This is a genomic window from Streptomyces djakartensis (genome assembly GCF_014651075.1).
In the GTDB taxonomy this organism is placed as follows: domain Bacteria; phylum Actinomycetota; class Actinomycetes; order Streptomycetales; family Streptomycetaceae; genus Streptomyces; species Streptomyces djakartensis.
In genome coordinates this window covers 423,084-446,410 of sequence record NZ_BMWE01000001.1, presented here as the reverse complement: position 1 = coordinate 446,410, position 23,327 = coordinate 423,084, and the positions used below count along the sequence as shown (strand labels likewise).

Genomic DNA, 23,327 nt, shown 5'->3' with positions numbered 1-23,327 from the left:
GGTCAGTCCGCGCTCCGTACCTCCGTCTCGCACCGCAGCCGCCGGCCCGGGCCCACCTCCCGGACCGGCCCCGTGAGGTGCAGCCGGGCCGTGTGGCGTACGTCCGTGCTGGACGCCGCCAACCGCAGTTCCAGGGCGCCCGGTTCGACCACCCGGCGGCCCGATCGGTCGGTGAAGGACGACAGGTCCGGGTGGAAGCGGAACGTCACCCGGGCCGCCTCGCCCGGAGCCGCCGTCACCCGCTGGTAGCCGATCAGGCGCATGTCGGGGCGGGTCACCGAGGCCACCGGGTCGTGCAGGTAGAGCTGCACGACCTCCGCGCCCTCGCGCTCGCCCGTGTTGCGGACGGTCACCGACACGTCGTACGTCCCGTCCGTGCCGAGTTCCACCGGTTCCGCACCGCCCGTGCCGTCCTCCCACGTGAAGGTCGTGTACGAACGGCCGTGGCCGAAGGCGTACAGCGGGGTCGGGTCGAGATTGCTGACCTCGCCCGCGAGGCCGAGGGGCGGCTGGAGGTACGTCCAGGGCTGGCCGCCGGGGATCTGCGGGACGCTCACGGGGAGGCGGCCCGAGGGGTTCACGCGGCCCGACAGCACTCCCGCCACCGCCGGGCCGCCCTCCTCCCCCGGGAAGAAGGCCTGGACGACCGCGCCCAGGCGGCCGTGCCAGCGGCCCAGGGCGTACGGGCGGCCGGTCAGCAGCACCAGCACCACGGGGACGCCCGTGGCCAGCAGCGCGTCCAGCAGCTCGCCCTGGGCGCCGGGGAGGCTCAGGTCCGTCGCGTCGCAGCCCTCGCCGGAGGTGCCGCGGCCGAACAGACCCGCCCGGTCGCCGAGGACCGCCACGCACGCGTCCGCCTCCGCGGTCCGGGCGACGGCCTCCTCGAAGCCCGCGGTGTCCGGGTCGGTCACGTCGCAGCCCGGCGCGAACGTCACCTTGGCGTCGGGGAGTTCGGTGCGCAGCGCGTCCAGGACGGTCGGGATCTCGATGCCGACCGGCACGTCCGGGTGGTGGGTGAGGACGTGGGACGGGAAGGAGTAGCAGCCCAGCATGGCCAGGGCGTCGGCGGCCCGGGGGCCGACCACCGCGATCCGGGTGTCGGGGGCCAGCGGAAGCAGACCGCCGGGATTGTCGAGCAGGACGACGGACTCCTCGGCCAGGCGGCGGGCCAGGATCCGGTTGCCCGTCGAGTCGAGGCTGACGGTGGCGGCCGGCTCGGGGTTCCAGTCCTCGTCGAGCAGGCCCAGTTCACACTTCTGGAGCAGGACGCGGCGGGCCGCGCGGTCCACCAGCTCCTCGGGGACCTGCCCCGAGCGCACGGCGTCCCGCAGCGGCCGCCCGTAGCACTTGAGGGTGGGCAGTTCGACGTCGATGCCGGCCTCGAGCGCCGCGTGGGCCGCCTCGGCGGGGGATCCGGCGACCCGGTGGAGGGTCTGCAGGAAGCCGATGCCGAAGTAGTCCGCGACCACCGTGCCGGTGAAGCCCCACTCCTCGCGCAGGAGCCGGGTCAGCAGCGCGGGGTCAGCGGAGGCCGGGACGCCGTCGGTCTCGGTGTAGGCGGCCATCACCGAGCGGGGCCCGCCCTCGCGCACCGCCATCTCGAAGGGCGGCAGGGTGACGTCCGCGAACTCGCGCACTCCGGCCCGGACCGGGGCCAGGTTGCGGGCGCCGGCCGAGGAGGCGTACCCGGCGAAGTGCTTGAGCGTGGCGACGACCCCGGCCGACTCCAGGCCCCGCACATAGGCCGAGCCGATCGTGCCGACCAGGTACGGGTCCTCGCCGATCGTCTCCTCCACGCGCCCCCAGCGCGGGTCCCGCACGACGTCCAGGACCGGCGCGAGGCCCTGGTGGACTCCGGCCGAGCGCAGGTCGTCGCCGATGCGGCGGGCCATCTCCTCGACGATCGGCGGGTCCCAGGTCGCGCCCCAAGCCAGCGGGACCGGATAGGCCGTGGCCTGCCAGGCGGTGAAGCCGGCCAGGCACTCCTCGTGCGCGATCGCCGGGATGCCGAAGCGGCCGGCCTCGGTGATGCGGCGCTGGGCCCGGGCCAGCGCCCGGGCGCCGAGCGCCGGGTCCACGGGGGCGGTGCCGAAGGAGCGGGTGAGCTGGCCCAGGCCGTGGGTGATCAGCTCGTTCCAGTCGTAGTCGACGGTCATGTCGTGCTGGTGCGGAGCGACTCCGTCGCCGTCCGTCGCGGCGCCCACCCACACGCCGTACAACTGGGCGGTCTTCTCCTCCAGGGTCATCCGGGAGAGCAGGTCGTCGACGCGGGCGGCGGCGGGCAGGGCGGGGTCACGCCAGGGCGCGGTGGTCATGAAGCTCCTGTCGGGTGGACGGGACGGCCCTCTCACGAATGTTTCGACTTGCGCTTCGAATGTTCCGGGAACCTATGGCGCCCGGAGGACTTCGTCAAGGGGGCCCGCAGGGATACGATCGCCGCCATGACTTCCCCGGAGCCCGTTGAAAGCCGGACACAAACCCGGACGCAGGGGCGCACCGCGCAGACCGCGACGCTCGCCGAGATCGCCCGTGAGGCCGGCGTGTCGGCACCGACTGTTTCGAAGGTCCTCAACGGCCGGGCCGACGTCGCCCCCGCCACCCGGGCCCGCGTCGAGGAACTGCTGCGCGCCCACGGCTACCGGCGCCGCCGAGCCGAGGCGACCCGCTCGCCCCTGCTCGACCTGGTCTTCCACGAGCTGGAGAGCGCCTGGGCGCTGGAGGTCATCCGGGGGGTGGAGAACGTGGCCCGGGACGCCGGTCTGAGTGTCGTCCTGTCGGAGAGCGCGGGGCGGCTCACGCCGGGCCGGACCTGGGCCGACCAGGTCGCCGCCCGCCGCCCGCACGGCGTGATCCTGGTCCTGTCCGGACTCGACGAGTCGCAGCGGGCGCTGCTGACCAGCCGTTCCATCCCGTTCGTGGTGATGGACCCGGCCGGCGACCCGGGGGCGGACGTGCCGTCGATCGGCGCGACCAACTGGCAGGGCGGTCTCGCGGCCACCCGGCACCTTGTCGAGCTGGGACACCGCCGCATCGGTGCGATCAGCGGGCCCTCGCAGATGATGTGCAGCCGCGCCCGTGTCGACGGCTACCGGGCCGCGCTGGAGACGGCCGGGCTGCCGGTGGACCCCGCCCTGATCGTGAACGGCGACTTCCACCACGAGGCCGGCTACCGCCTGGGTCTCGAAATGCTGCGCCGCCCGGACCGGCCCACCGCCGTCTTCGCCGGGAACGACCTGCAGGCGCTCGGGCTGTACGAGGCCGCGCGCGAGCTGGGTCTGCGCGTCCCGGAGGACCTGAGCGTGGTCGGCTTCGACGACCTGCCGGTGGCTCCCCTGGTCGGGCCGCCGCTGACGACCGTCCGGCAGCCGCTGATGGAGATGGCCGAGGCGGCGGCCAAGCTGGTCCTCGACCTCGGGCGCGTGGAGGGCACCCCCGCGGCCACCCGGGTGGAGCTGGCGACCAGTCTGGTGGTGCGCAGCAGCACCGCGGCGCCCGTGGCCGGAAGTTGACGCATTGACGGGTGGGGCGGATGTCTGCCCACTCCTCCGAAGCGAGTCGGCAGCCTGATCGAAAGTTTCGAAGACCCCTCGCGGTCCTCGCCGAGGCCGGGCGCCCTACTCGCAGCGGTGCCCGATGAGCATCGCCGGTGCCCCGGCCACCCGGGTCAGGAAGACCGTGGCCGCGTGCGGGCCCTGCGGCTTGACCTTCTTGCGGAGCTCCTCCGGCTCGACCGCCGAGCCCCGCTTCTTCACCGTGAGGTTGCCGACCCCCCGCTCCCGCAGCAGGGCCTTCAGCTTCTTGACGTTGAAGGGCAGATGGTCGGTGATCTCGTAGGCGGTGGCGTACGGGGTCGGACGCAGCGCGTCGGAGGTGACGTACGCGATGGTCGCGTCCAGCAGGCCGCCGTCGAGTTCCTCGGCCGCCTCGGCGACCAGGTGGGCGCGGATGACGGCACCGTCGGGCTCGTACAGGTAACGGCCGGGCGGGCGGACGTCCGGGTCCGGCAGGCCCCGGGCGAGCAGGGTGCGGGGGCCGGGCAGCAGGGTGGCCCGCACCGCCCCCGGCTCGGTGCCGAACCACAGCACCGCCTCCTTCACGTCCCCGCCGTCGGAGATCCACTCGGCCTCGGCGTCCTCGGGGACCGCCTCGTGCGGGACGCCGGGGGCGATCTTCAACGCGGCGGCCCGGGGCGCGCGACGGGCGGCGGACACCGCCCAGGACAGGGGCGGCGAGTACGCCTCCGGGTCGAAGATCCGGCCGCGGCCGCCGCGCCTGGCGGGATCGGCGAACACGGCGTCGTACCCGGCCGTGTCCACCTCCGTCACATCCGCCTCCCGCACCTCGATCAGGCCGGCCAGCCCCAGCGCCTCGGCGTTCGCCCGCGCCGCCGCGGCCGTCAGCGGGTCCCGGTCCACGGCCAGCACCCGGATCCCGGCACGGGCCAGCGCGATCGCGTCACCCCCGATGCCGCAGCACAGGTCGGCGACCGAGGTCACGCCCAGCTCCGCGAAACGCCGCGCCCGGTAGGCCGCCACGCTCGCCCGGGTCGACTGCTCCACCCCGTTCGGCGTGAAGAACATCCGCTCCGCGTCCTCGGCCCCGAACTTCACCACCGCACGCTGCCGCAGCCGCGCCTGGCCCAGCGCCGCCGACACCAGCTCGGCGGGGTGCTCCCGCCGCAACCGGGTCGCGACGGCCAGCTCCTGCGCCGGGTCGGTGTCCCGCACCTCCTCCAGGAGGGCGCGGCCTTCGGGGGTGAGGAGGAGGGCGAGGTCGTTCACCGGTTCATTGTCGGCCACGGCGTTCCGAGGGTTCCTCGCACCTCCCTTGGGAGCCTTCTCAACGAGGTGTGTGGGCCAGTCGGTGGACGGTGTGCCGCCGGTCGCGGTGTCGGGGCGGATCCGGGCCGGCCGGCTGCGAGGATCCGGCACCATGCGAGCGGTAGTACAAAATGACAAAAGCCGGGCACGGGGTGGTGTGCGGATCGGCGTGGCCGTGCTCGCCCTCGCCGCCATCGCCTCGGGCTGCACCCAGGGCGGCGGCGACCGGGTCACCCCGGCCGGCGGTCAGCAGCCCCTCGACGCGCCCGCGGCTCGCGCGCTCGACTCCTACGCCTCCAGGCTGCGTGCCGCGCACGCCGCCCGGGTCGCCGCCGCGCGGCACTGGGGGCTGAGGAAGGTCCCGTTCACCGCTCCGCAGGCTCCCGCGAGGAAGCCGAGGGTCAGGACCCGCGAGGGCTTCGAGGTGGACGGACACCGGAGACTGGACCTCCCGCCCGTCTTCACCACGGTCCCCACCCGGGACAAGGTCGTCTTCCTCACCATCGACGACGGTGCCGAGAAGGACCCCGCGTTCCTGCGGATGATGAGCGATCTGGAGATCCCCTACAGCGCCTTCCTCAGCGGCTACCTGGTCAAGGACGACCACCGCTACTTCGAGAGGATGCAGAGCCGGGGAGTGGTCCTGAACAACCACACCCTGCGCCACCGCTACCTGCGGAACCTGCCGTACGGCGTGCAGCAGCGCGAGATCTGCGGCATGCAGGGTTTCCTCGAGAGGCGCTACGGCACCCGCCCCACCCTCTTCCGCCCGCCCTACGGCAGTTACGACGGGGCGACCCTGCGCGCCGCCAAGTCCTGCGGCATCGAGTACGTGCCGCTCTGGAACCAGGAGGTCTTCCCCGACCACTGGGAGTACCGCGAGGGGGACCGCGCACTGCGTCCGGGCGACATCGTCCTCACCCACTTCCGGGGCCGCGGCCAGTGGAAGGGCACGATGCCGGACATGATCCGCCGCTTCCTGAACAAGGTCACGGCCGAGGGATACGCGGTGGGGCGGCTGGAGGACTACCTGTGAGGCGGTGGTCGTACGCCGCAGTGGCCTGCGCGGGGATGATCCTGCTGGCCGGTTGCGCGGCGGCGGACAACGGGCGGGCGCAGCCGGACGGCCGGGGCCGCTCCCCGGCGCACGCAACGAACCACGCCCGGAACCGGGACCGGACGGGCCTCCCGCCCGTCGCGGACCACGTCCCCACCCGCGACCGGGTCGTCTTCCTGACCTACGACGACGGCGCCGGGCGCGACCCCCGCTTCGCCGGCCTCGTCGGCGAACGGCGGCTTCCGGTCAGCGTGTTCCTCACGGACACGGTCGCGGGACCCGGCTACGGACACCTCGCCCGGCTCCGCTCGGTCGGCGCGTCGATCCAGAACCACACCTTGGACCACCCGGCCCTGCGCGGCCTGCCCTACGCCGGCCAGCACGCCGAGATCTGCGGCCAGCAGCACAAACTCCACTCCCGGTTCGGCGTCCGCCCCCGCCTCCTCCGCCCGCCCCACGGCAGGTACGACACGACGACGCTGCGCGCCGCCGCCGACTGCGGCATCACGGCGGTCGTCCTCTGGCGGGCGTCCCTGGGAGCCGACGGCGAGCTGGCCTACACGCGCGGCGCACCGGCCCTCCGACCGGGTGACATCGTCTCCGTGCCGTCGGACGGGTCCGCCGCCCCGGCGCTGACCGAACGGACGGCACGGCTGCTGCGCGAGATCGGGGAGCGCGGGCTGCGCGTGGGTCGCCTGGAGGACTACCTCTGACGTACGCGACACGGACTCCTGGCCGACGCGCCGCCGGCAATTAGCAGTCCGCTTGACCGAGTGCTAATCACGGTCATAGTCTCGGCTCTGGCACTCCCCACTGGAGAGTGCCAACACAGCGACGGGCAGGTCCGGCACCCGCGACGACGGATCCACCTGGTCGCCACCTCAGACAGTTAACCCCGTGAGATCTCCGAAGGGGGAGGTCGGATCGTGACGACCACCAGCTCCAAGGTTGCCATCAAGCCGCTCGAGGACCGCATCGTGGTCCAGCCGCTCGACGCCGAGCAGACCACCGCCTCTGGCCTGGTCATCCCGGACACCGCCAAGGAGAAGCCCCAGGAGGGCGTCGTCCTGGCCGTGGGCCCGGGCCGCTTCGAGGACGGCAACCGTCTTCCGCTCGACGTCTCCGTCGGCGACGTCGTGCTCTACAGCAAGTACGGCGGCACCGAGGTGAAGTACAACGGCGAGGAGTACCTCGTCCTCTCGGCCCGCGACGTGCTCGCGATCGTCGAGAAGTAATTCACCCCACCTTGCTTTGAGCTGCGCCCCTGGCCCCCGCGATCGATATGAAGCCGGGCGCCCGGGGCGCAGTGCCGTCAACCCAGATTCCGGAAGAGGGCTCACGCTCCCATGGCGAAGATCCTGAAGTTCGACGAGGACGCCCGTCGCGCCCTCGAGCGCGGCGTCAACAAGCTTGCCGACACGGTCAAGGTGACGATCGGCCCCAAGGGCCGCAACGTCGTCATCGACAAGAAGTTCGGCGCCCCCACCATCACCAACGACGGTGTCACGATCGCCCGTGAGGTCGAGGTCGAGGACCCGTACGAGAACCTCGGCGCGCAGCTGGTCAAGGAGGTGGCGACCAAGACCAACGACATCGCGGGTGACGGTACGACCACCGCGACCGTGCTGGCCCAGGCGCTCGTGCGCGAGGGCCTGAAGAACGTCGCCGCCGGTGCCTCCCCGGCCGCCCTGAAGAAGGGCATCGACGCCGCCGTCGCCGCCGTGTCCGAGGACCTGCTCGCCACGGCCCGCCCGATCGACGAGAAGTCCGACATCGCCGCCGTCGCCGCGCTGTCCGCCCAGGACCAGCAGGTCGGCGAGCTCATCGCCGAGGCGATGGACAAGGTCGGCAAGGACGGTGTCATCACCGTCGAGGAGTCCAACACCTTCGGTCTGGAGCTGGACTTCACCGAGGGCATGGCCTTCGACAAGGGCTACCTGTCGCCGTACTTCGTGACGGACCAGGAGCGCATGGAAGCCGTCCTGGACGACCCGTACATCCTCATCACGCAGGGCAAGATCTCCGCCATCGCGGACCTGCTGCCGCTGCTGGAGAAGGTCATCCAGGCCAACGCCTCCAAGCCGCTGCTGATCATCGCCGAGGACGTCGAGGGCGAGGCCCTGTCCACCCTCGTCGTGAACAAGATCCGCGGCACCTTCAACGCCGTCGCGGTGAAGGCCCCGGGCTTCGGCGACCGCCGCAAGGCGATGCTGCAGGACATGGCCGTCCTCACGGGCGCCACGGTCGTCTCCAAGGAGGTCGGCCTCAAGCTCGACCAGGTCGGCCTGGACGTCCTCGGCTCCGCCCGCCGCGTCACCGTCACCAAGGACGACACCACCATCGTCGACGGCGCCGGCAAGAAGGACGACGTGCAGGGCCGCGTCGCCCAGATCAAGGCCGAGATCGAGACCACCGACTCCGACTGGGACCGCGAGAAGCTGCAGGAGCGCCTCGCGAAGCTGGCCGGCGGCGTGTGCGTCATCCGCGTGGGTGCCGCCACCGAGGTCGAGCTCAAGGAGCGCAAGCACCGTCTGGAGGACGCCATCTCCGCGACCCGCGCTGCGGTCGAGGAGGGCATCGTCTCCGGTGGTGGCTCCGCGCTCGTCCACGCCGTCAAGGTCCTGGAGGGCAACCTCGGCAAGACCGGCGACGAGGCCACCGGTGTCGCCGTCGTGCGCAAGGCCGCCGTCGAGCCGCTGCGCTGGATCGCCGAGAACGCCGGCCTGGAGGGCTACGTCATCACCTCCAAGGTCGCCGAGCTCGACAAGGGCCAGGGCTTCAACGCCGCCACCGGCGAGTACGGCGACCTGGTCAAGGCCGGCGTCATCGACCCGGTGAAGGTCACCCGCTCCGCCCTGGAGAACGCCGCCTCCATCGCCTCCCTCCTCCTGACGACCGAGACCCTGGTCGTCGAGAAGAAGGAAGAGGAGGAGCCGGCCGCCGCGGGCCACGGCCACGGCCACGCCCACTGAGGCATGACGGCTGAGGGCTGACGGCGTCGGCCCGCCCGAGCCCGAGCGAAGGCCCGGCACCCCGGAAGAGGGGGTTGCCGGGCCTTCGCCATGTGTCCTCCTCCACCGGTCAGGGAACCGCGCCGGGGCCGGTGACGGTCTACCCGCAGAGCAGGCGGATCACAAGGGGGCAGGGATGAACCAGGTGCTCTACGGGGAACGGTCCCGCAACCCGCTGGCGCGGGCGGTGCGGCTCACCGAGGACGGACTGCGCAGGGGCGGCAGGACGACCCCGCTGGACGAGCTGAACCTCGCCGCCATGGCGGAAGCGTTCCTGCGGGGCTGCTGGCTCGGCGGCGGGGGCACTGAACGCCCCTTGGGGATGCTGCCCCAGGGCCCCGGCGTGGTCCCGGTTACCCGCGTGACCGGCACCACCACTCCCCTGAAGGTCCGCCAGGCCGCCGACTTCGCCCGCGCGCTGGGCGAACTGGCCGTGCGCAGGTGCGGCGGGCCGGACCACGTGGCCGACCTCGCCGCACGGGCGCAGGCGGAGGGCGTACCGCTGTGGATCGCGCGCCGCCACGCGCCCGGCCCCGCCGGACGGGTCACCGTCGCCGTCGACCGGCGCTCGGTACGTGTCGACGTCTGGGGCCCGCACGCCCCCGCCGTACGCCTGCGAGCCCCCTACGGCTACCGTCCCGACAGTGCCGACCGGGCCAACGGCTTGGTCATGTACGTCGGCGACCTCACCGCCCGGCTCGAACTGCGCAAGAAAGTGCGCAAGTCCAAGAGCAAGGTCGAGATCCGCCTGCCCGACCGGCACTGGACCCTGCGCCGCGAGAAGGCCGAGAGCTCGTGCCTGATGCGCGACGACCAGCGGGTCGCGCTGCTGACCCGCCCCTCGCGGTGGCCGGGCCCTCCACCGGGCTCGGTGCTGCTGCCGCTGGCCGACGTGCACCACGAGAGCCCCGACCCCCTGGACGCCGTCATGGCCCACGCGGTCGCCGTCTCCTTCGGCCTCGGCGACACGACCGGCCTGGCCAGATTCCGCGCCGTGAAACGCCGCCGGGAGACGGACGAGGACCTCTGGGACCGCCCATGGTTCAGCAACCTCGGCCGGGACCGCGACGACAACGAACCCGGCGGTGGCGACGGCTGGGGCAGCGACGGCGGAGACGGGGGCGACGGGGGAGGGGCCGGTGGTGACGGCGGCGGGGACGGAGGGGGCGGCGGCGGGGGCGACTAGCCACGGGTGGCCGCACCGCTCGCGCACGCCGCTCACGGCCATGCACCGTCCGCCTTGCGGTTCCTCGCCTTGTCCCTCGATCTCTTGCCGCTCCGCGGTCGGCGTGCAACACGGTCAGGATGTGGGACCCCGCGGTCCGGGAGGCAAGAGGCCATGCAACTGGTACCGGATACTTGTACCATCCGACTGGTACGGTCATCCCGTACCAGTTTCTGTGGAGGAGGGGTATGTCCATCACTGCCAGCGAGGCGCGGGCCAAGCTTTTCCCGCTGATCCAGCAGGTCAACGACGACCATGAGCCGGTGGAGATCACTTCCAGGGCCGGCAACGCCATACTGATGTCGGCGGACGACTTCCGTTCCTGGCAGGAGACCGTTTACCTGCTGCGTTCGCCGGCCAATGCCGCCCACCTGATGGCGGCCGTCGCTGCGGACAAGGCCGCCGACACCCCGGTGATCACCAGGAGCATGGCGGAGCTGGAGGCCCTGGCGGAGGACAGCGAGTGAGGGACGTGCGGTTCCGGCCCACCGGGTGGGAGGACCTCCTGTATTGGCAGGCCGCCGACAAGAAGCTGTTCCGCAAGCTCGTCCGTCTGATCGGCGAGATCCAGCGGGATCCCTTCACGGGTATCGGCAAACCGGAGCCGTTGAAGGGCGACCTGTCGGGTTACTGGTCGCGCCGGATCGACGACGAGCACCGTCTCGTCTACCGGGCCACCGAGAAGGAGGTCGTGATCATCAAGGCCCGATACCACTACTGACGGTCCGGAGCCCGTCCCCGGCTCACCCGAGGACGGGCCCGGCGGCCACCACGGCCCGAGGTCACAGCTCCGTAGGCTCCAACGCCCCGAGCTGCTGCATCAGCCCCAGCCGGTCGTACTGCCACCAGCCCTCGGCGATCTTGCCGTCCGGGGTGCACCGGTGGACGGTCGTCCCGGTCATGGTGACGTCCTTCCCGGTCGGCGGGATCCCCAGGAACTCGCCCTTGTGGTGCCCCTTCCAGGTCCACCGGGTGCACACCCGGTCCTCCTGGGCGATCTGGTCCTCGATGGTGAACGAGAAGTCGAACCCGCCCCGCCACACCTCCACCTCGCGCCGCAGCGCGTCCAGCCCGATGACGTCCTGCGGGTTGGCGGGGTCGTGGTCGTGGTAGTCCTCGATGAACACGTCGTTGAACGCGGGCGCCGCGCCCTGCCCGGGCGCGAGCTCGAAGAACCTGCGCACGGTGGCCGCGTACAGCTGCTCGTCCCGCACCACGTCCAGATCCGTGAAGGTGGGCTCCTCGTCGCAGAGCGCCACCATCTCCCGGAAGATCCGGTCGGTCTCCGGAAGCCCGGAGTTCCGCATCGCCTCCTCGTACGACGGGAACTCCACGATCTCGACGACGTGTGACGCGTCGGCGCGGTCCGTCGCCACCACACTGTGCGTCGCGGTCCGCTTCCCCTTGGTCTGCTCGACCCACCGGTCCATCAGCCGGTTCATCTCGTCGAGCCGGCTGGTCCTGCATTCGATGAGCTGTACGAAGGTCATGGCCTCGCCTCCGGCCCCCCTGGGTCCGGCTGGAACAGCTCCATCATCCCAAGCGGGACGCCCGGGTGCCTCCCGGCTCCGGCCCGGGGAGGCCGCCGGTCCGGCCGCATGCCGCGCGGCCGGACCGGCCCGGCTCTGCCCTACTGCGGCCCGTACTTCCGGCCGGTCCTCGACGAGATGGCCCCGAGCATGCCGCGCGGCACCAGCTTCGTCGCCCCCATCAGCGCCTTGTACCTCGGGTCCGGGATGGACAGCGTCTTGCCGCGGGCCAGGTCGTGCAGTGCCGCCGCCACCAGCTTGTCCGCGTCGAGCCACATCCAGCCCGGGATGTTGTCCGTGCCCATGCCGGCCCGCTCGTGGAACTCGGTCCGCACGAAGCCGGGGCACAGCGCCATCAGCCGTACGCCGCTGCCGGCCAGGTCCCGCGCGGCGCCCTGGGTGAACTGCACGACCCAGGCCTTGGACGCGCCGTAGGTGCCCCGCGGTACGAACGCGGCCACCGAGGCGACGTTGACGACACCGCCGCGTCCGCGCTCGCGCATCGCCCCGGTCGCCGCCGACGTCAGCCTCAGCACGGCCTCGCAGTGCACCTTCAGCATCCGCAGCTCGTCGGCCATGGGGACGTCGAGATAACGGCCCTTGTTGCCGAATCCGGCGTTGTTGACCAGGAGGTCGACGGGGTTCCTCCGGTCGCCGAGCCGGCCGGCCACCGTCTCGATGCCCTTGTCCTGCGCCAGGTCGGCCGTCAGCACCTCCGCCTCGATGCCGTGCCGGTCGTGCAGTTCGGTCGCCTGCTCCCGCAGCCGCCCGGTGTCGCGGGCCACCAGCACCAGGTTGTGCCCGTCGGCCGCCAGTCGCCGCGCGAACGCGGCCCCGATGCCTGCCGTCGATCCCGTAATCAGAGCCGTTGTCATGGCAGAAGGTTAGTGACCTGGAGTGGGTGCGTCCGCTTCATGAGCACCCGTCACACTCCGTACTCCTCCGTGTACTTCCGGGCCCACTCCCGCGCCTCCGGATGCAGCGCCGCGCCCGCCGCCAGCAGCCGCGGCTGCAACTCCCGCTCGGTGGTCACCGCCCGGAACGTCAGGGCCACCGTCACCTCGTGGTCCGGGCGGTGGAGGATCTCGACCGGGTCCCCGGCGCGGATCTCTCCCGGCTCGATCACCCGCAGGTACGCACCCGGCGCCCCCTTCTGCGTGAACCGCTTCACCCAGCGGTCCTCGGCCATGTGGCCCTGGAACGTGGCGCACGGGATCCGTGCGCTGCTGATCTCCAGCACCACCTCGGCCCCGATGCGCCAGCGCTCGCCGATCAAGGCACCGGAGACGTCGATGCCCTGCGTCGTGAGGTTCTCCCCGAACGCGCCGTTCGCCAGTGACCGCCCCAGCTCCGCTTCCCAGCCGTCCAGATCCTCGCGCGCCATCGCGTACACCGCTTGGTCGTCGCCGCCGTGGTGCTCCTTCTTGCACACCGCGTCCCCGGCCAGCCCGCTCCCGCCGACGCCCTTGGGCCCGGGCGCGGACACCCGCACGGGTCCGTCCACCGGCTGCTTGTCGATCCCGGTCACTCCCCCCGGGGTGTCCGTATAGGGCACGGCCTTGGCACGGCCCAGATTCACAGATAAGAGCCTCATGCCCGCACGGTAGAGGAACGGCCTCAAAGTGGCGACGCACTTTCCGGGGCAGGGGCAAAGGGCCCCTTATCCTCGAAGGGTGATCGAAGCCCGTCATCTCCGTGTACTGCGTGCCGTCGCCGCCACCGGCTCCTTCTCCGCCGCGGGGCGCGAGCTGGGCTGCACCCAGCCCGCGGTCAGTCAGCAGATGAAGGCCCTGGAAGCGTCCGTCGGCACCCCTCTGCTGATCCGCACGGGACGCGAGATGCGTCTGACCCAGGCCGGGGAGGCCCTGGTGCGGCACGCCGCCGGGATCCTCGCCGGGCTCACGGCCGCGGAGGAGGAGGTCGCGGCCATCGCCGGGCTGCGTGCGGGCCGGGTCCGGCTCGTCTCCTTCCCCAGCGGCAGCTCCACCCTCGTGCCGACGGCCCTCGCCGCCCTGCGCGACGCCCACCCCGGCACCCGCGTCTTCCTCGAGGAGGCCGAACCGCCCGCGTCGGTCGGCATGCTGCGCGAGGGCGACTGCGACGTGGCGCTCGCCTTCCGCTACGAGGGGGCGGCGGGCGCCGAGGAGTGGGACGACCTCGTCGTACGGCCGCTGCTGTCGGACCGGCTCGTCGCCCTCGTGCCGGACCGGCACCGGCTCGCGGGCGCGGGGTCCGTCGCCATCGGCGAACTCGCCCGGGAGCCGTGGATCGCGGGCTGCCCGCGCTGCCGCGGACAGTTGGTCGAGGTGTGCGCGGCGGCCGGCTTCACTCCGCGCATCGACTTCGCGACCGACGACTACCCCGCGGTCGCCGGCCTGGTCGGCGCCGGCCTGGGGGTGGCCGTGCTGCCCCAGCTGGCCGTCGAGTCCGTCCGCCCGCGGGGCGTGCGGACGGTGACGCTGGAACCAGCGGTGCGACGGGAGATCGTCGCACTCACCCTGCCCGACCTCGCCCAGGTCCCGGCGGTGGCGGCGACGCTCGACCAGCTGGCGCGGGCAGCGAGCCGCTGACGTCGGCGGGCCCGCTGCCAAAAACCAACGGCACGCATGCGCGTGCCTCTCTAGCAGAAACGTTCCTTCAGTTGTTCGAGGCGGCGTGCCCGCTCGATGTCGACGCCGACACCAGCCGGTTGCGCGCCCGCCCCATGAGCTCTTCGCGCTCGTCCTCGGTCAGTCCGCCCCACACGCCGTACGGCTCACGTACCGCGAGCGCGTGGGCGGCGCACTCGGCGCGTACCGGGCACCTCATGCAGACCTCTTTGGCCGAGTTCTCGCGAGCGCTCCGAGCCGCACCGCGCTCACCCTCCGGATGGAAGAAGAGTGAGCTGTCCACCCCGCGACAGGCAGCCAGCAACTGCCAGTCCCACAGGTCCGCGTTCGGTCCGGGAAGGCGGGAGAAATCTGCCATTACGTGACCCCTTGTAGCCGTTCTGGGCGGATCCGGTGTCCACGACCGTACAACTACGATCTAAGGAGATGAAAATATGACTCATTGCGAATCTAGCTCCAGACACTGGCAAAGCGGAAGAAATGGGTCTAAATGGGGCATAGGTTGTGATGAAAGTTCGAGGGTCCGCTGCGCATATCTGCACCGTGTCCGCCCCCTCACGTAGAGTGCCGAAGATGGCAGCCGACCCCGTAACTCTTTCGAGTGACCGTCGTTGAGAGTGCGAGGCGGTTGATGAACCAGCGCTCGGACGGGCGTCCGAGACGGTCGACCGCACAGGTGACGATTTCGTACCAGCCTGGAGGCTCAAGGTGACGCGCATCAGCTGCGGAGGGCGGTCATGACTTCCGTCCTCGTCTGCGACGACTCCCCGCTTGCCCGAGAGGCGCTCCGTCGTGCGGTCGCGACCGTGCCCGGCGTAGAGCGCGTGACGACGGCGGCCAACGGCGAGGAAGTCCTCCGCCGCTGGGGGGCCGACCGCTCGGACCTGATTCTGATGGACGTACGCATGCCCGGCCTGGGCGGCGTCGAGACGGTCCGGCGGCTGCTGTCCGCCGACCCCGGTGCGCGCATCATCATGCTCACCGTCGCCGAGGACCTGGACGGTGTGGCCCTCGCGGTCGCCGCCGGGGCCCGCGGTTATCTGCACAAGGACGCCTCACGCGCGGAGCTCCGCGCGACGGTGACGCAGGCCCTGGCCGACCCGACCTGGCGGCTCGCCCCGCGCCGGCTGCGCTCGGCCGAGATGGGTGCCGCGCCGACGCTCACAGCGCGTGAGATCCAGGTCCTCGAAGGCATGAGCCACGGCCGTTCGAACGCGGAGATCGGCCGTGAGCTGTTCCTCTCCGAGGACACCGTCAAAACGCACGCCCGGCGCCTGTTCAAGAAGCTCGGCGCCTCCGACCGGGCCCACGCCGTGGCGCTCGGCTTCCGATGGGGCCTGGTGCGCTAGGGCCTGTCGTACGGATCAGGCCGCGGATCCTGACGGCATGGTGCCGGCGCCGGTGGGCGGGGGCATGAGGATGCCCCCGCGTGAGCCGGACCCACACGCCCTGCCCTGGCGACGCCGAGAGCTCGGGAGCGCGCCCGCGAGGCCGCGCGTCCCCGGGCTGATCCGCACGGCGGGCTCCAGGGGCGACCGCCCGTGGCGTGGCGAGGGTACGGAATGCCAGGTGGGCGGGGGCGGGCCGGGGGGCCATCGGGTGCCCGCTGCTCGTTTCGCGGCTGATGCCGCATCCTTGAGGGTGTGGAGTTCCTCGGGGACGAGTCGGTCGAGCGGAAGGGGAGGGCGCAGGCGATGAGTTCCGGCGCACCTGCTCATAACGCTTCGGTGCACAACAACGGGCGTGGCGCCACGGGTCCGACGGCCGCAAGGCACCATGGACCGATGCGCGACGACGAGGCGGTCCATGCCCAAGGGGCGATCGGCGCGCTCGTCCACCGCGCCGTCGACGGGGACGAGCAGGCCACGCACGATCTGCTCGCCCGCGTCCATCCCTTGGCCCTGCGCTACTGCCGCACCCGTCTGTCCCGCCTTCCGGGCGACGCCCGGCACTTCGTGGAGGACCTGGCCCAGGAGGTCTGCGTGGCGGTGCTCCTCGCGCTGCCCCGCTACCGGGACACCGGGCGCCCCTTCGAGGCGTTCGTCTTCGCCATCGCCGCCCACAAGGTCGCCGACCTCCAGCGCGCGGCGATGCGCCACCCCGGCTCGACGGCCGTCCCCTCCGACGAGATGCCGGAGCGGCCCGACGACTCCCTGGGCCCGGAGGAGCGCGCCCTGCTCAGCAGCGACGCGGAATGGGCCAAGAAGCTCCTGGCCAACCTGCCGGAGAACCAGCGGGAACTGCTGCTGCTGCGCATCGCGGTGGGCCTCACGGCCGAGGAGACGGGCCAGATGTTGGGAATGTCACCCGGCGCGGTCCGGGTGGCGCAGCACCGGGCGCTGAGCCGGTTGCGGGCCCTGGCCGAGCAGTAGGCCTTCAGCAGCCCCTCGTTGAACGGGCGGTGTGCCGCTACCGTACGAACATACGAAGCCCCCAGCCAGCCGGAACCGTGGAATGAGACAGCCGCGCTTCCCGTTAGCATGGACATCCGCACCGATCAAGGCCATTTGGGGAAGGTGTCATGACTGCCAACGTCGACGGAGTGCCCGGTAAATTCGCGACACTCGGGCTGACCTACGACGACGTGCTGCTGCTGCCGGGCCCGTCGGACATGGCACCCGACGAGATCGACACCGCCTCGTACGTCTCCAAGAACGTGCGGGTCAACATCCCGCTGCTGTCCGCCGCCATGGACAAGGTCACCGAGTCGCGCATGGCGATCGCGATGGCCCGCCAGGGCGGCGTCGGCGTTCTGCACCGCAACCTGTCCATCGAGGACCAGGCCAACCAGGTCGACCTGGTGAAGCGGTCCGAGTCCGGCATGGTCACCGACCCCATCACGATCCACCCGGACGCCACGCTCGCCGAGGCCGACGCCCTGTGCGGCAAGTTCCGGATCAGCGGCGTCCCGGTCACCGACGGCGGCGGCAAGCTGCTCGGCATCGTCACCAACCGTGACATGGCCTTCGAGACCGACCGCTCCCGGCAGGTGCGCGAAGTCATGACGCCGATGCCGCTGGTCACCGGCAAGGTCGGCATCTCCGGCGTGGACGCCATGGACCTGCTGCGCCGCCACAAGATCGAGAAGCTTCCGCTGGTCGACGACAGCGGCGTCCTCAAGGGTCTGATCACGGTCAAGGACTTCGTGAAGGCGGAGAAGTACCCGAACGCCGCGAAGGACTCCGAGGGCCGGCTGCTCGTCGGTGCCGCCGTCGGTGTCGCGGGTGACGCGTTCGAGCGTGCCCAGGCCCTGGTCGAGGCGGGCGCCGACTTCATCGTCGTCGACACCGCGCACGGCCACTCCCGGCTGGTCGGCGACATGGTCGCCAAGATCAAGTCGAACTCGTCCGGCGTCGACGTCATCGGCGGCAACGTCGCCACCCGCGACGGTGCCCAGGCCCTGGTCGACGCGGGCTGCGACGGCATCAAGGTGGGTGTCGGCCCCGGCTCCATCTGCACCACCCGCGTGGTCGCCGGCGTCGGCGTCCCGCAGGTCACGGCCATCTACGAGGCCGCGCTCGCGGCCAAGGCGGCCGGTGTCCCGGTCATCGGCGACGGCGGTCTGCAGTACTCCGGCGACATCGCCAAGGCCCTGGTCGCCGGCGCCGACACGGTGATGCTGGGCTCGCTGCTGGCCGGCTGCGAGGAGTCGCCGGGCGAGCTGCTGTTCATCAACGGCAAGCAGTTCAAGTCGTACCGCGGCATGGGCTCCCTGGGTGCCATGCAGACCCGCGGTGACCGCAAGTCGTTCTCCAAGGACCGCTACTTCCAGGAGGGCGTCGCCTCCGACGAGCAGCTGGTCCCCGAGGGCATCGAGGGCCAGGTGCCCTACCGCGGCCCGCTCTCGTCGGTCGTCCACCAGCTGGTCGGAGGCCTGCGCCAGTCGATGTTCTACGTCGGCGGCCGGACCGTGCCGGACCTCCAGGAGAACGGCCGGTTCGTGCGGATCACCTCGGCGGGCCTCAAGGAGAGCCACCCGCACGACATCCAGATGACGGTCGAGGCGCCGAACTACAGCCGTCAGTAGGCGTCAGGCCTGATGGGGCGGCCCCGGAAGCATCCGGGGCCGCCCTCGTCGTGCCCGTCGGCGATACTGGAAGACGCTGAAACGCATCAGGGAAAGGCCACAGACGTGACTGAGATCGAGATCGGGCGCGGCAAGCGCGGCCGCCGGGCGTACGCCTTCGACGACATCGCCGTCGTCCCCAGCCGCCGGACCCGGGACCCGAAGGAGGTCTCGATCGCCTGGCAGATCGACGCCTACCGCTTCGAGCTGCCGTTCCTGGCCGCCCCCATGGACTCGGTCGTCTCCCCGGCCACCGCGATCCGCATCGGCGAACTCGGCGGCCTCGGCGTGCTGAACCTCGAGGGCCTGTGGACGCGCCACGAGGACCCGCAGCCGCTGCTCGACGAGGTCGCCGAACTGGACGCGGAGACCGCCACCCGGCGCCTGCAGGAGATCTACGCCGCGCCGATCAAGGAGGAGCTGATCGGTGCCCGCATCAAGGAGGTGCGCGACTCGGGCGTGGTCACGGCCGCCGCGCTCTCCCCGCAGCGCACGGCCCAGTTCTCCAAGGCCGTCGTGGACGCGGGCGTCGACATCTTCGTCATCCGCGGCACGACGGTGTCGGCGGAGCACGTCTCGTCCTCGCACGAGCCGCTGAACCTGAAGCAGTTCATCTACGAGCTCGACGTCCCGGTGATCGTCGGCGGCTGCGCCACGTACACCGCGGCGCTGCACCTGATGCGCACCGGCGCGGCCGGTGTGCTGGTCGGCTTCGGCGGCGGCGCCGCGCACACCACGCGCAACGTGCTGGGCATCCAGGTGCCGATGGCCACGGCTGTCGCCGATGTGGCGGCGGCCCGCCGTGACTACATGGACGAGTCGGGCGGCCGGTACGTGCACGTGATCGCGGACGGCGGAGTCGGCTGGTCCGGCGACCTGCCCAAGGCGATCGCCTGCGGCGCCGACGCGGTGATGATGGGCTCCCCGCTGGCCCGTGCCACCGACGGTCCGGGCAAGGGCCACCACTGGGGCATGGAGGCGGTGAACGAGGAGCTGCCGCGCGGCAAGAAGGTCGCCCTCGGCACCGTTGGCACCATCGAGGAGATCCTCACGGGCCCGTCCCACACCCCCGACGGCTCGATGAACTTCTTCGGCGCTCTCCGCCGCGCCATGGCCACGACCGGCTACAGCGAGCTCAAGGAGTTCCAGCGGGTCGAGGTGACGGTGGCGGACTCACAGCACCGGCGGTAGGCCTCACGGCGCTGGAAGGGCCGGTCACTCCCCCTGCGGGTGGGGCGGCCGGCCCTTTTGCGTGCCTGGAGGTGCGCTGGGTGGGGGCGGGTTGTGAGGCAGGGGCGCGTGGTTGCGTTCGGGGCGAATGTGGGCCGAACGGGCGTAGTGGGGCGGTAATGTCCGTGATCGGCGACCCGGTTGTCTGGGGCGCCCCCTTCCAAGGACACGGTTCCGGACCCCGCCCTCGGGGCCCGGCCCGAACTCCAACGTGCCGCCTACCGGGCCAATGGGTGGCGTCGTGGAAGGGGGCGTGCCCATGGGCCGTCACCGCAAGCCCACCCGTCGGGACCGCATCCGGCTTCGGCTGGCTCAGTACTGGCTGAGGCTGGTCAAGTTCCGGAGGAGGTGTGTCTTGTGGATCTACGGGCGATGAAGCGGCCACCCCTATACGACCTAGGGGTGGACACTCCGTGAATCGCCAGGAGCCCGCTGCAGTGGCCACTGCGGTGGGCTCCACCTGTTCCGTAAGGTACCCGCGCCGCGCGCCGTATGCCACCAGCCCAGGGTGGTCACCCACCCCGCGCGCCCCCTTCACAACCGGTGCGCCGCCCCCGTGGGCGTCGCCCCCCGCGTGTCCAGCAGCAGCTGGGCCTTCACCGACAGGCCCTGGAGGTCGTACGTGCGGTGCTGTTGGAGCAGGACGGTCAGGTCCGCGTCGGCGGCTGCCTCGTAGAGGGAGTCCGCGCGGGGGACGGGGCGGTCGAGGACGCTCCAGGCGGGGACGTACGGGTCGTGGTAGCTGACCGAGGCGCCCAGTTCCATCAGGCGCAGAGCGACCTCGTGGGCCGGGGTGTCCTGGAGGTCGGCGAGGTCGGGCTTGTAGGTGACGCCCAGGAGGAGCACGCGCGCGCCCCGGGCCGACTTGCCGTGCTCGTTGAGAAGCGTGGCGGCGCGCTGGACGACGTAGCCGGGCATGCGGCTGTTGACCTGCTGGGCGAGTTCCACCATGCGCAGGCCGCGGCCGCCGTGGCCGGTGAGGTCCTGGGGGACGGTGTGGCCGCCGACGCCGGGGCCGGGGCGGAAGGCCTCGAAGCCGAACGGCTTGGTCTCCGCGCAGCGCACGACGTCCCACAGGTCGACGCCGAGGTCGTGGCAGAGGACGGCCATCTCGTTGACGAGGGCGATGTTGACGTGCCGGTAGTTGGTCTCCAGCAGCTGCACGGTCTCCGCTTCCCGGGGCCCCCGGGCGCGTACCACCTTGTCGGTGAGCCGTCCGTAGAAGGCGGCGGCCGACTCGGTGCAGGCCGGGGTGAGGCCGCCGATGACCTGGGGGGTGTTGGCGGGGGTGAAGTCCCGGTTTCCGGGGTCGACCCGGCTGGGGGAGTAGGCCAGGTGGAAGTCGCGGCCCGCGCGCAGCCCGGAGCCCTCCTCGAGCAGCGGACGGAGGAATCCCTCCGTCGTGCCCGGATGGACGGGGGACTCGAGGATCACGGTGGTGTGCGGCCGCAGATGGGCGGAGAGGGTGCGGCCGGCGGCCTCCACCTGGGTCAGGTCGAGCCCGCCGTCCGCGCCCCGCGGGGTCGGTGCGCAGATGACCGCGGTGCGCACCCGGCCGAGCTCGGCGGCGTTCGTGGCCGGCCGGAAGCCCCCCGAGAGCATCCGGCGTTGTTCGGCGGGGCTCAGCGAGCCGGCTTCGTGGCCGGTCCGGTAGCCGATGGTGGGGATGCCGGCGGCGACCGCGGCCTGGGCCAGGGGCAGGCCGTACGGGCCGAGTCCGATGACGGCGAGATCTGCGGGCACGGCGTGGCCGTCCTTCCCGGTAGCCGAAGTGGGACAGGTTCGCAAGCCCTGTGGACAGGACGAGCGAGCGCAATGTCAGACTAGGAGTAAATATGACCGTTATGCGGGATTGCCCGGCCACGTTTCGGTGAGTGTTCCGTGCGCGTTGTCCACAGGCCGGCGACCCGTGGTGGCTGAGATCGGCCAACCCGGTCAGAATTTGGGCATGGGGGATACGGACGGGGTCTCATCCGACGGGTGCGGCCGGCGCGACCGATGAGCGGGAGGCAGCGGTGAGGACAGCGATACTCGGGCCGGCGCAGCGCGCCGAGTCACTCGCATCCATGGCCGAGCGCGAACTGGACGTGCTGGTGGTGGGCGCGGGCGTGGTCGGTGCGGGCACCGCCCTCGACGCCGTGACGCGGGGCCTGTCCACGGGCCTGGTCGAGGCGCGTGACTGGGCGTCGGGCACCTCGAGCCGGTCCAGCAAGCTGATCCACGGCGGACTGCGCTACCTGGAGATGCTCGACTTCGCGCTGGTCCGGGAGGCCCTGAAGGAACGCGGCCTGCTGCTGGAGCGGCTCGCCCCGCATCTGGTGAAGCCCGTGCCGTTCCTGTACCCGTTGCAGCACAAGGGCTGGGAGCGCCTGTACGCGGGGTCGGGCGTGGCGATGTACGACGCCATGTCCATGGCGCGCGGCCATGGCCGGGGCCTGCCCGTGCACCGCCACCTGAGCCGTTCCCGCGCCCTGCGCGTCGCGCCCTGCTTGAAGAAGGACGCGCTGGTCGGGGCGCTGCAGTACTACGACGCCCAGATGGACGACGCCCGCTACGTGGCGACCCTGGTGCGCACGGCGGTGGCGTACGGGGCGCAGGCGGCCAACCGGGCCCGCGTGACGAGCTTCCTGCGCGAGGGTGAGCGGGTCGTCGGCGCGCGGGTGCAGGACGTCGAGGGGGGCGGGGAGTACGAGGTCCGCGCCAAGCAGGTCGTCAACGCCACCGGCGTGTGGACGGACGACACCCAGGCCATGGTCGGCGAGCGCGGCCAGTTCCACGTCCGGGCGTCCAAGGGCATCCACCTGGTCGTGCCGCGGGACCGCATCCACTCCACGACCGGGCTCATCCTGCGCACGGAGAAGTCCGTGCTGTTCGTCATCCCCTGGGGCCGGCACTGGATCGTCGGGACGACCGACACCGACTGGGACCTCGACAAGGCGCACCCGGCCGCGTCCAGCGCGGACATCGACTACCTGCTGGAACATGTCAACTCGGTGCTGGCCGTGCCTCTCACCAGGGACGACGTCGAGGGCGTGTACGCCGGGTTGCGGCCCCTCCTCGCGGGCGAGTCGGATGCCACCAGCAAGCTGTCGCGCGAGCACACCGTGGCGCATCCGGTGCCCGGGCTGGTGGTCGTGGCGGGCGGCAAGTACACCACGTACCGCGTCATGGCCAAGGACGCGGTGGACGCGGCGGTGCACGGGCTCGACATGCGGGTCGCCGAGTGCGTCACCGAGGACGTGCCGCTGCTGGGCGCGGAGGGCTACCGGGCGCTGTGGAACGCGCGGGCGCGGACAGCCGCCCGGACCGGGCTCCACGTGGTGCGGGTCGAACACCTGCTGAACCGGTACGGGGCGATGGCCGAGGAGGTCCTGGAGCTCATCGCCGCCGACCCGTCGCTGGGCGAGCCCCTGCCGGCGGCCGACGACTATCTGCGCGCCGAGATCGTGTACGCGGCCTCGCACGAGGGGGCGCGGCATCTGGACGACGTGCTGACCAGGCGTACCCGCATCTCGATCGAGACCTTCGACCGGGGCACGCGCACCGCCCGCGACGCGGCCGAGCTGATGGCACCGGTCCTCGGCTGGGACAAGGACCAGATCGAGCGCGAGGTCCAGCACTACGAGAAGCGGGTCGAGGCCGAACGGGAGTCGCAGCGGCAGCCGGACGACCTGACGGCGGACGCGGCGCGGTTGGGGGCGCCGGACATCGTGCCGTTGTAGACGCGTTGTACCGGCGTCGTGGCGGGTCCCTGCGGGGACGCCGGACATCACTCGAACG

General features: G+C 71.8%; 21 protein-coding genes. 14 read left to right on the top strand and 7 right to left on the bottom strand.

The features are described 5' to 3' along the window. Positions 1 to 2 precede the first annotated feature (2 nt). Positions 3 to 2,315 carry a beta-xylosidase/alpha-l-arabinosidase gene (locus IE212_RS01990; RefSeq protein WP_190195906.1) on the bottom strand — a complete coding sequence of 771 codons (2,313 nt, stop codon included), beginning with the start codon at positions 2,313 to 2,315 and terminating at the stop codon, positions 3 to 5. Positions 2,316 to 2,441: 126 nt separating this feature from the next. Between IE212_RS01990 and IE212_RS01985 the strand changes: the two genes are divergently transcribed. Next, entirely contained in the window at positions 2,442 to 3,509 is a 1,068-nt protein-coding gene (locus IE212_RS01985) for a LacI family DNA-binding transcriptional regulator (RefSeq protein WP_190195905.1), read from the top strand. Positions 3,510 to 3,614: 105 nt separating this feature from the next. Here the strand turns inward: IE212_RS01985 and IE212_RS01980 are convergent, their stop codons facing one another. After that, complete coding sequence (locus tag IE212_RS01980) at positions 3,615 to 4,781, bottom strand: THUMP-like domain-containing protein (RefSeq protein WP_190195904.1); 1,167 nt, start codon at positions 4,779 to 4,781, stop codon at positions 3,615 to 3,617. Between the two features lie 151 nt (positions 4,782 to 4,932). On the opposite strand from IE212_RS01980, the gene IE212_RS01975 reads away from it, so the two are divergent. From IE212_RS01975 to IE212_RS01945, 7 genes are all read left to right on the top strand, one after another. Beyond that, positions 4,933 to 5,856, top strand: a complete 924-nt coding sequence (locus IE212_RS01975; protein ID WP_190195903.1) for a polysaccharide deacetylase family protein — start codon at positions 4,933 to 4,935, stop codon at positions 5,854 to 5,856. Further along, complete coding sequence (locus tag IE212_RS01970) at positions 5,853 to 6,590, top strand: polysaccharide deacetylase family protein (protein ID WP_229863984.1); 738 nt, start codon at positions 5,853 to 5,855, stop codon at positions 6,588 to 6,590. The genes IE212_RS01975 and IE212_RS01970 overlap by 4 nt, the downstream gene beginning before the upstream one ends. Before the next feature lie 213 nt (positions 6,591 to 6,803). Continuing rightward, a complete protein-coding gene (gene groES / locus IE212_RS01965; RefSeq protein ID WP_003974211.1) occupies positions 6,804 to 7,112 on the top strand; it encodes a co-chaperone GroES in 309 nt (102 codons plus the stop codon). A gap of 111 nt (positions 7,113 to 7,223) precedes the next feature. After that, positions 7,224 to 8,849: a chaperonin GroEL gene (groL, locus tag IE212_RS01960; protein WP_190195902.1), complete on the top strand. Its 1,626-nt coding sequence runs from the start codon at positions 7,224 to 7,226 to the stop codon at positions 8,847 to 8,849. Positions 8,850 to 9,024: 175 nt separating this feature from the next. Next, the gene (locus IE212_RS01955; RefSeq protein WP_190195901.1) at positions 9,025 to 10,074 is read left to right on the top strand and encodes a hypothetical protein; all 1,050 of its coding nucleotides are present in this window, start codon (positions 9,025 to 9,027) and stop codon (positions 10,072 to 10,074) included. A gap of 227 nt (positions 10,075 to 10,301) precedes the next feature. Beyond that, entirely contained in the window at positions 10,302 to 10,580 is a 279-nt protein-coding gene (locus IE212_RS01950) for a type II toxin-antitoxin system Phd/YefM family antitoxin (RefSeq protein WP_190195900.1), read from the top strand. Beyond that, a complete protein-coding gene (locus tag IE212_RS01945; RefSeq protein ID WP_190195899.1) occupies positions 10,577 to 10,834 on the top strand; it encodes a Txe/YoeB family addiction module toxin in 258 nt (85 codons plus the stop codon). Before IE212_RS01950 ends, IE212_RS01945 begins: the two co-directional genes overlap by 4 nt. 61 nt (positions 10,835 to 10,895) lie before the next feature. Here the strand turns inward: IE212_RS01945 and IE212_RS01940 are convergent, their stop codons facing one another. The 3 genes from IE212_RS01940 to IE212_RS01930 all read right to left on the bottom strand — a co-directional run bounded on the left by IE212_RS01940 (position 10,896) and on the right by IE212_RS01930 (position 13,236). Then, positions 10,896 to 11,603 carry an ester cyclase gene (locus IE212_RS01940; protein WP_190195898.1) on the bottom strand — a complete coding sequence of 236 codons (708 nt, stop codon included), beginning with the start codon at positions 11,601 to 11,603 and terminating at the stop codon, positions 10,896 to 10,898. A gap of 140 nt (positions 11,604 to 11,743) precedes the next feature. Beyond that, complete coding sequence (locus tag IE212_RS01935; protein WP_190195897.1) at positions 11,744 to 12,517, bottom strand: SDR family NAD(P)-dependent oxidoreductase; 774 nt, start codon at positions 12,515 to 12,517, stop codon at positions 11,744 to 11,746. Between the two features lie 50 nt (positions 12,518 to 12,567). Beyond that, positions 12,568 to 13,236: an MOSC domain-containing protein gene (locus IE212_RS01930; RefSeq protein ID WP_190195896.1), complete on the bottom strand. Its 669-nt coding sequence runs from the start codon at positions 13,234 to 13,236 to the stop codon at positions 12,568 to 12,570. 79 nt (positions 13,237 to 13,315) lie between these two features. Here IE212_RS01930 and IE212_RS01925 point away from each other — a divergent pair, with 79 nt between their 5' ends. Beyond that, positions 13,316 to 14,212: a LysR family transcriptional regulator gene (locus tag IE212_RS01925; RefSeq protein WP_190195895.1), complete on the top strand. Its 897-nt coding sequence runs from the start codon at positions 13,316 to 13,318 to the stop codon at positions 14,210 to 14,212. 67 nt (positions 14,213 to 14,279) lie between these two features. Here IE212_RS01925 and IE212_RS01920 read toward each other — a convergent pair whose 3' ends face one another. Continuing rightward, positions 14,280 to 14,609: a WhiB family transcriptional regulator gene (locus tag IE212_RS01920; RefSeq protein ID WP_190195894.1), complete on the bottom strand. Its 330-nt coding sequence runs from the start codon at positions 14,607 to 14,609 to the stop codon at positions 14,280 to 14,282. 379 nt (positions 14,610 to 14,988) lie between these two features. Here IE212_RS01920 and IE212_RS01915 point away from each other — a divergent pair, with 379 nt between their 5' ends. The 4 genes from IE212_RS01915 (at position 14,989) to IE212_RS01900 (ending at position 19,508) form a co-directional block, all read left to right on the top strand. Continuing rightward, a complete protein-coding gene (locus IE212_RS01915; protein ID WP_003948568.1) occupies positions 14,989 to 15,600 on the top strand; it encodes a response regulator transcription factor in 612 nt (203 codons plus the stop codon). 435 nt (positions 15,601 to 16,035) lie between these two features. Further along, positions 16,036 to 16,623 carry a sigma-70 family RNA polymerase sigma factor gene (locus IE212_RS01910; protein ID WP_190195893.1) on the top strand — a complete coding sequence of 196 codons (588 nt, stop codon included), beginning with the start codon at positions 16,036 to 16,038 and terminating at the stop codon, positions 16,621 to 16,623. Between the two features lie 149 nt (positions 16,624 to 16,772). Beyond that, positions 16,773 to 18,278 carry an IMP dehydrogenase gene (gene guaB / locus IE212_RS01905; RefSeq protein ID WP_190195892.1) on the top strand — a complete coding sequence of 502 codons (1,506 nt, stop codon included), beginning with the start codon at positions 16,773 to 16,775 and terminating at the stop codon, positions 18,276 to 18,278. 105 nt (positions 18,279 to 18,383) lie between these two features. Beyond that, positions 18,384 to 19,508 (top strand): GuaB3 family IMP dehydrogenase-related protein, encoded by a 1,125-nt coding sequence (locus IE212_RS01900; protein WP_030233649.1) that lies wholly within the window; start codon positions 18,384 to 18,386, stop codon positions 19,506 to 19,508. A 573-nt stretch (positions 19,509 to 20,081) separates the two neighbouring features. On the opposite strand, the gene IE212_RS01895 is transcribed toward IE212_RS01900, so the two are convergent. Beyond that, the gene (locus IE212_RS01895; protein WP_190195891.1) at positions 20,082 to 21,290 is read right to left on the bottom strand and encodes a nucleotide sugar dehydrogenase; all 1,209 of its coding nucleotides are present in this window, start codon (positions 21,288 to 21,290) and stop codon (positions 20,082 to 20,084) included. Between the two features lie 272 nt (positions 21,291 to 21,562). Between IE212_RS01895 and IE212_RS01890 the strand changes: the two genes are divergently transcribed. Beyond that, on the top strand, positions 21,563 to 23,269 hold the full coding sequence (locus IE212_RS01890; RefSeq protein WP_190195890.1) for a glycerol-3-phosphate dehydrogenase/oxidase: 1,707 nt from the start codon (positions 21,563 to 21,565) through the stop codon (positions 23,267 to 23,269). Positions 23,270 to 23,327: the final 58 nt, after the last annotated feature.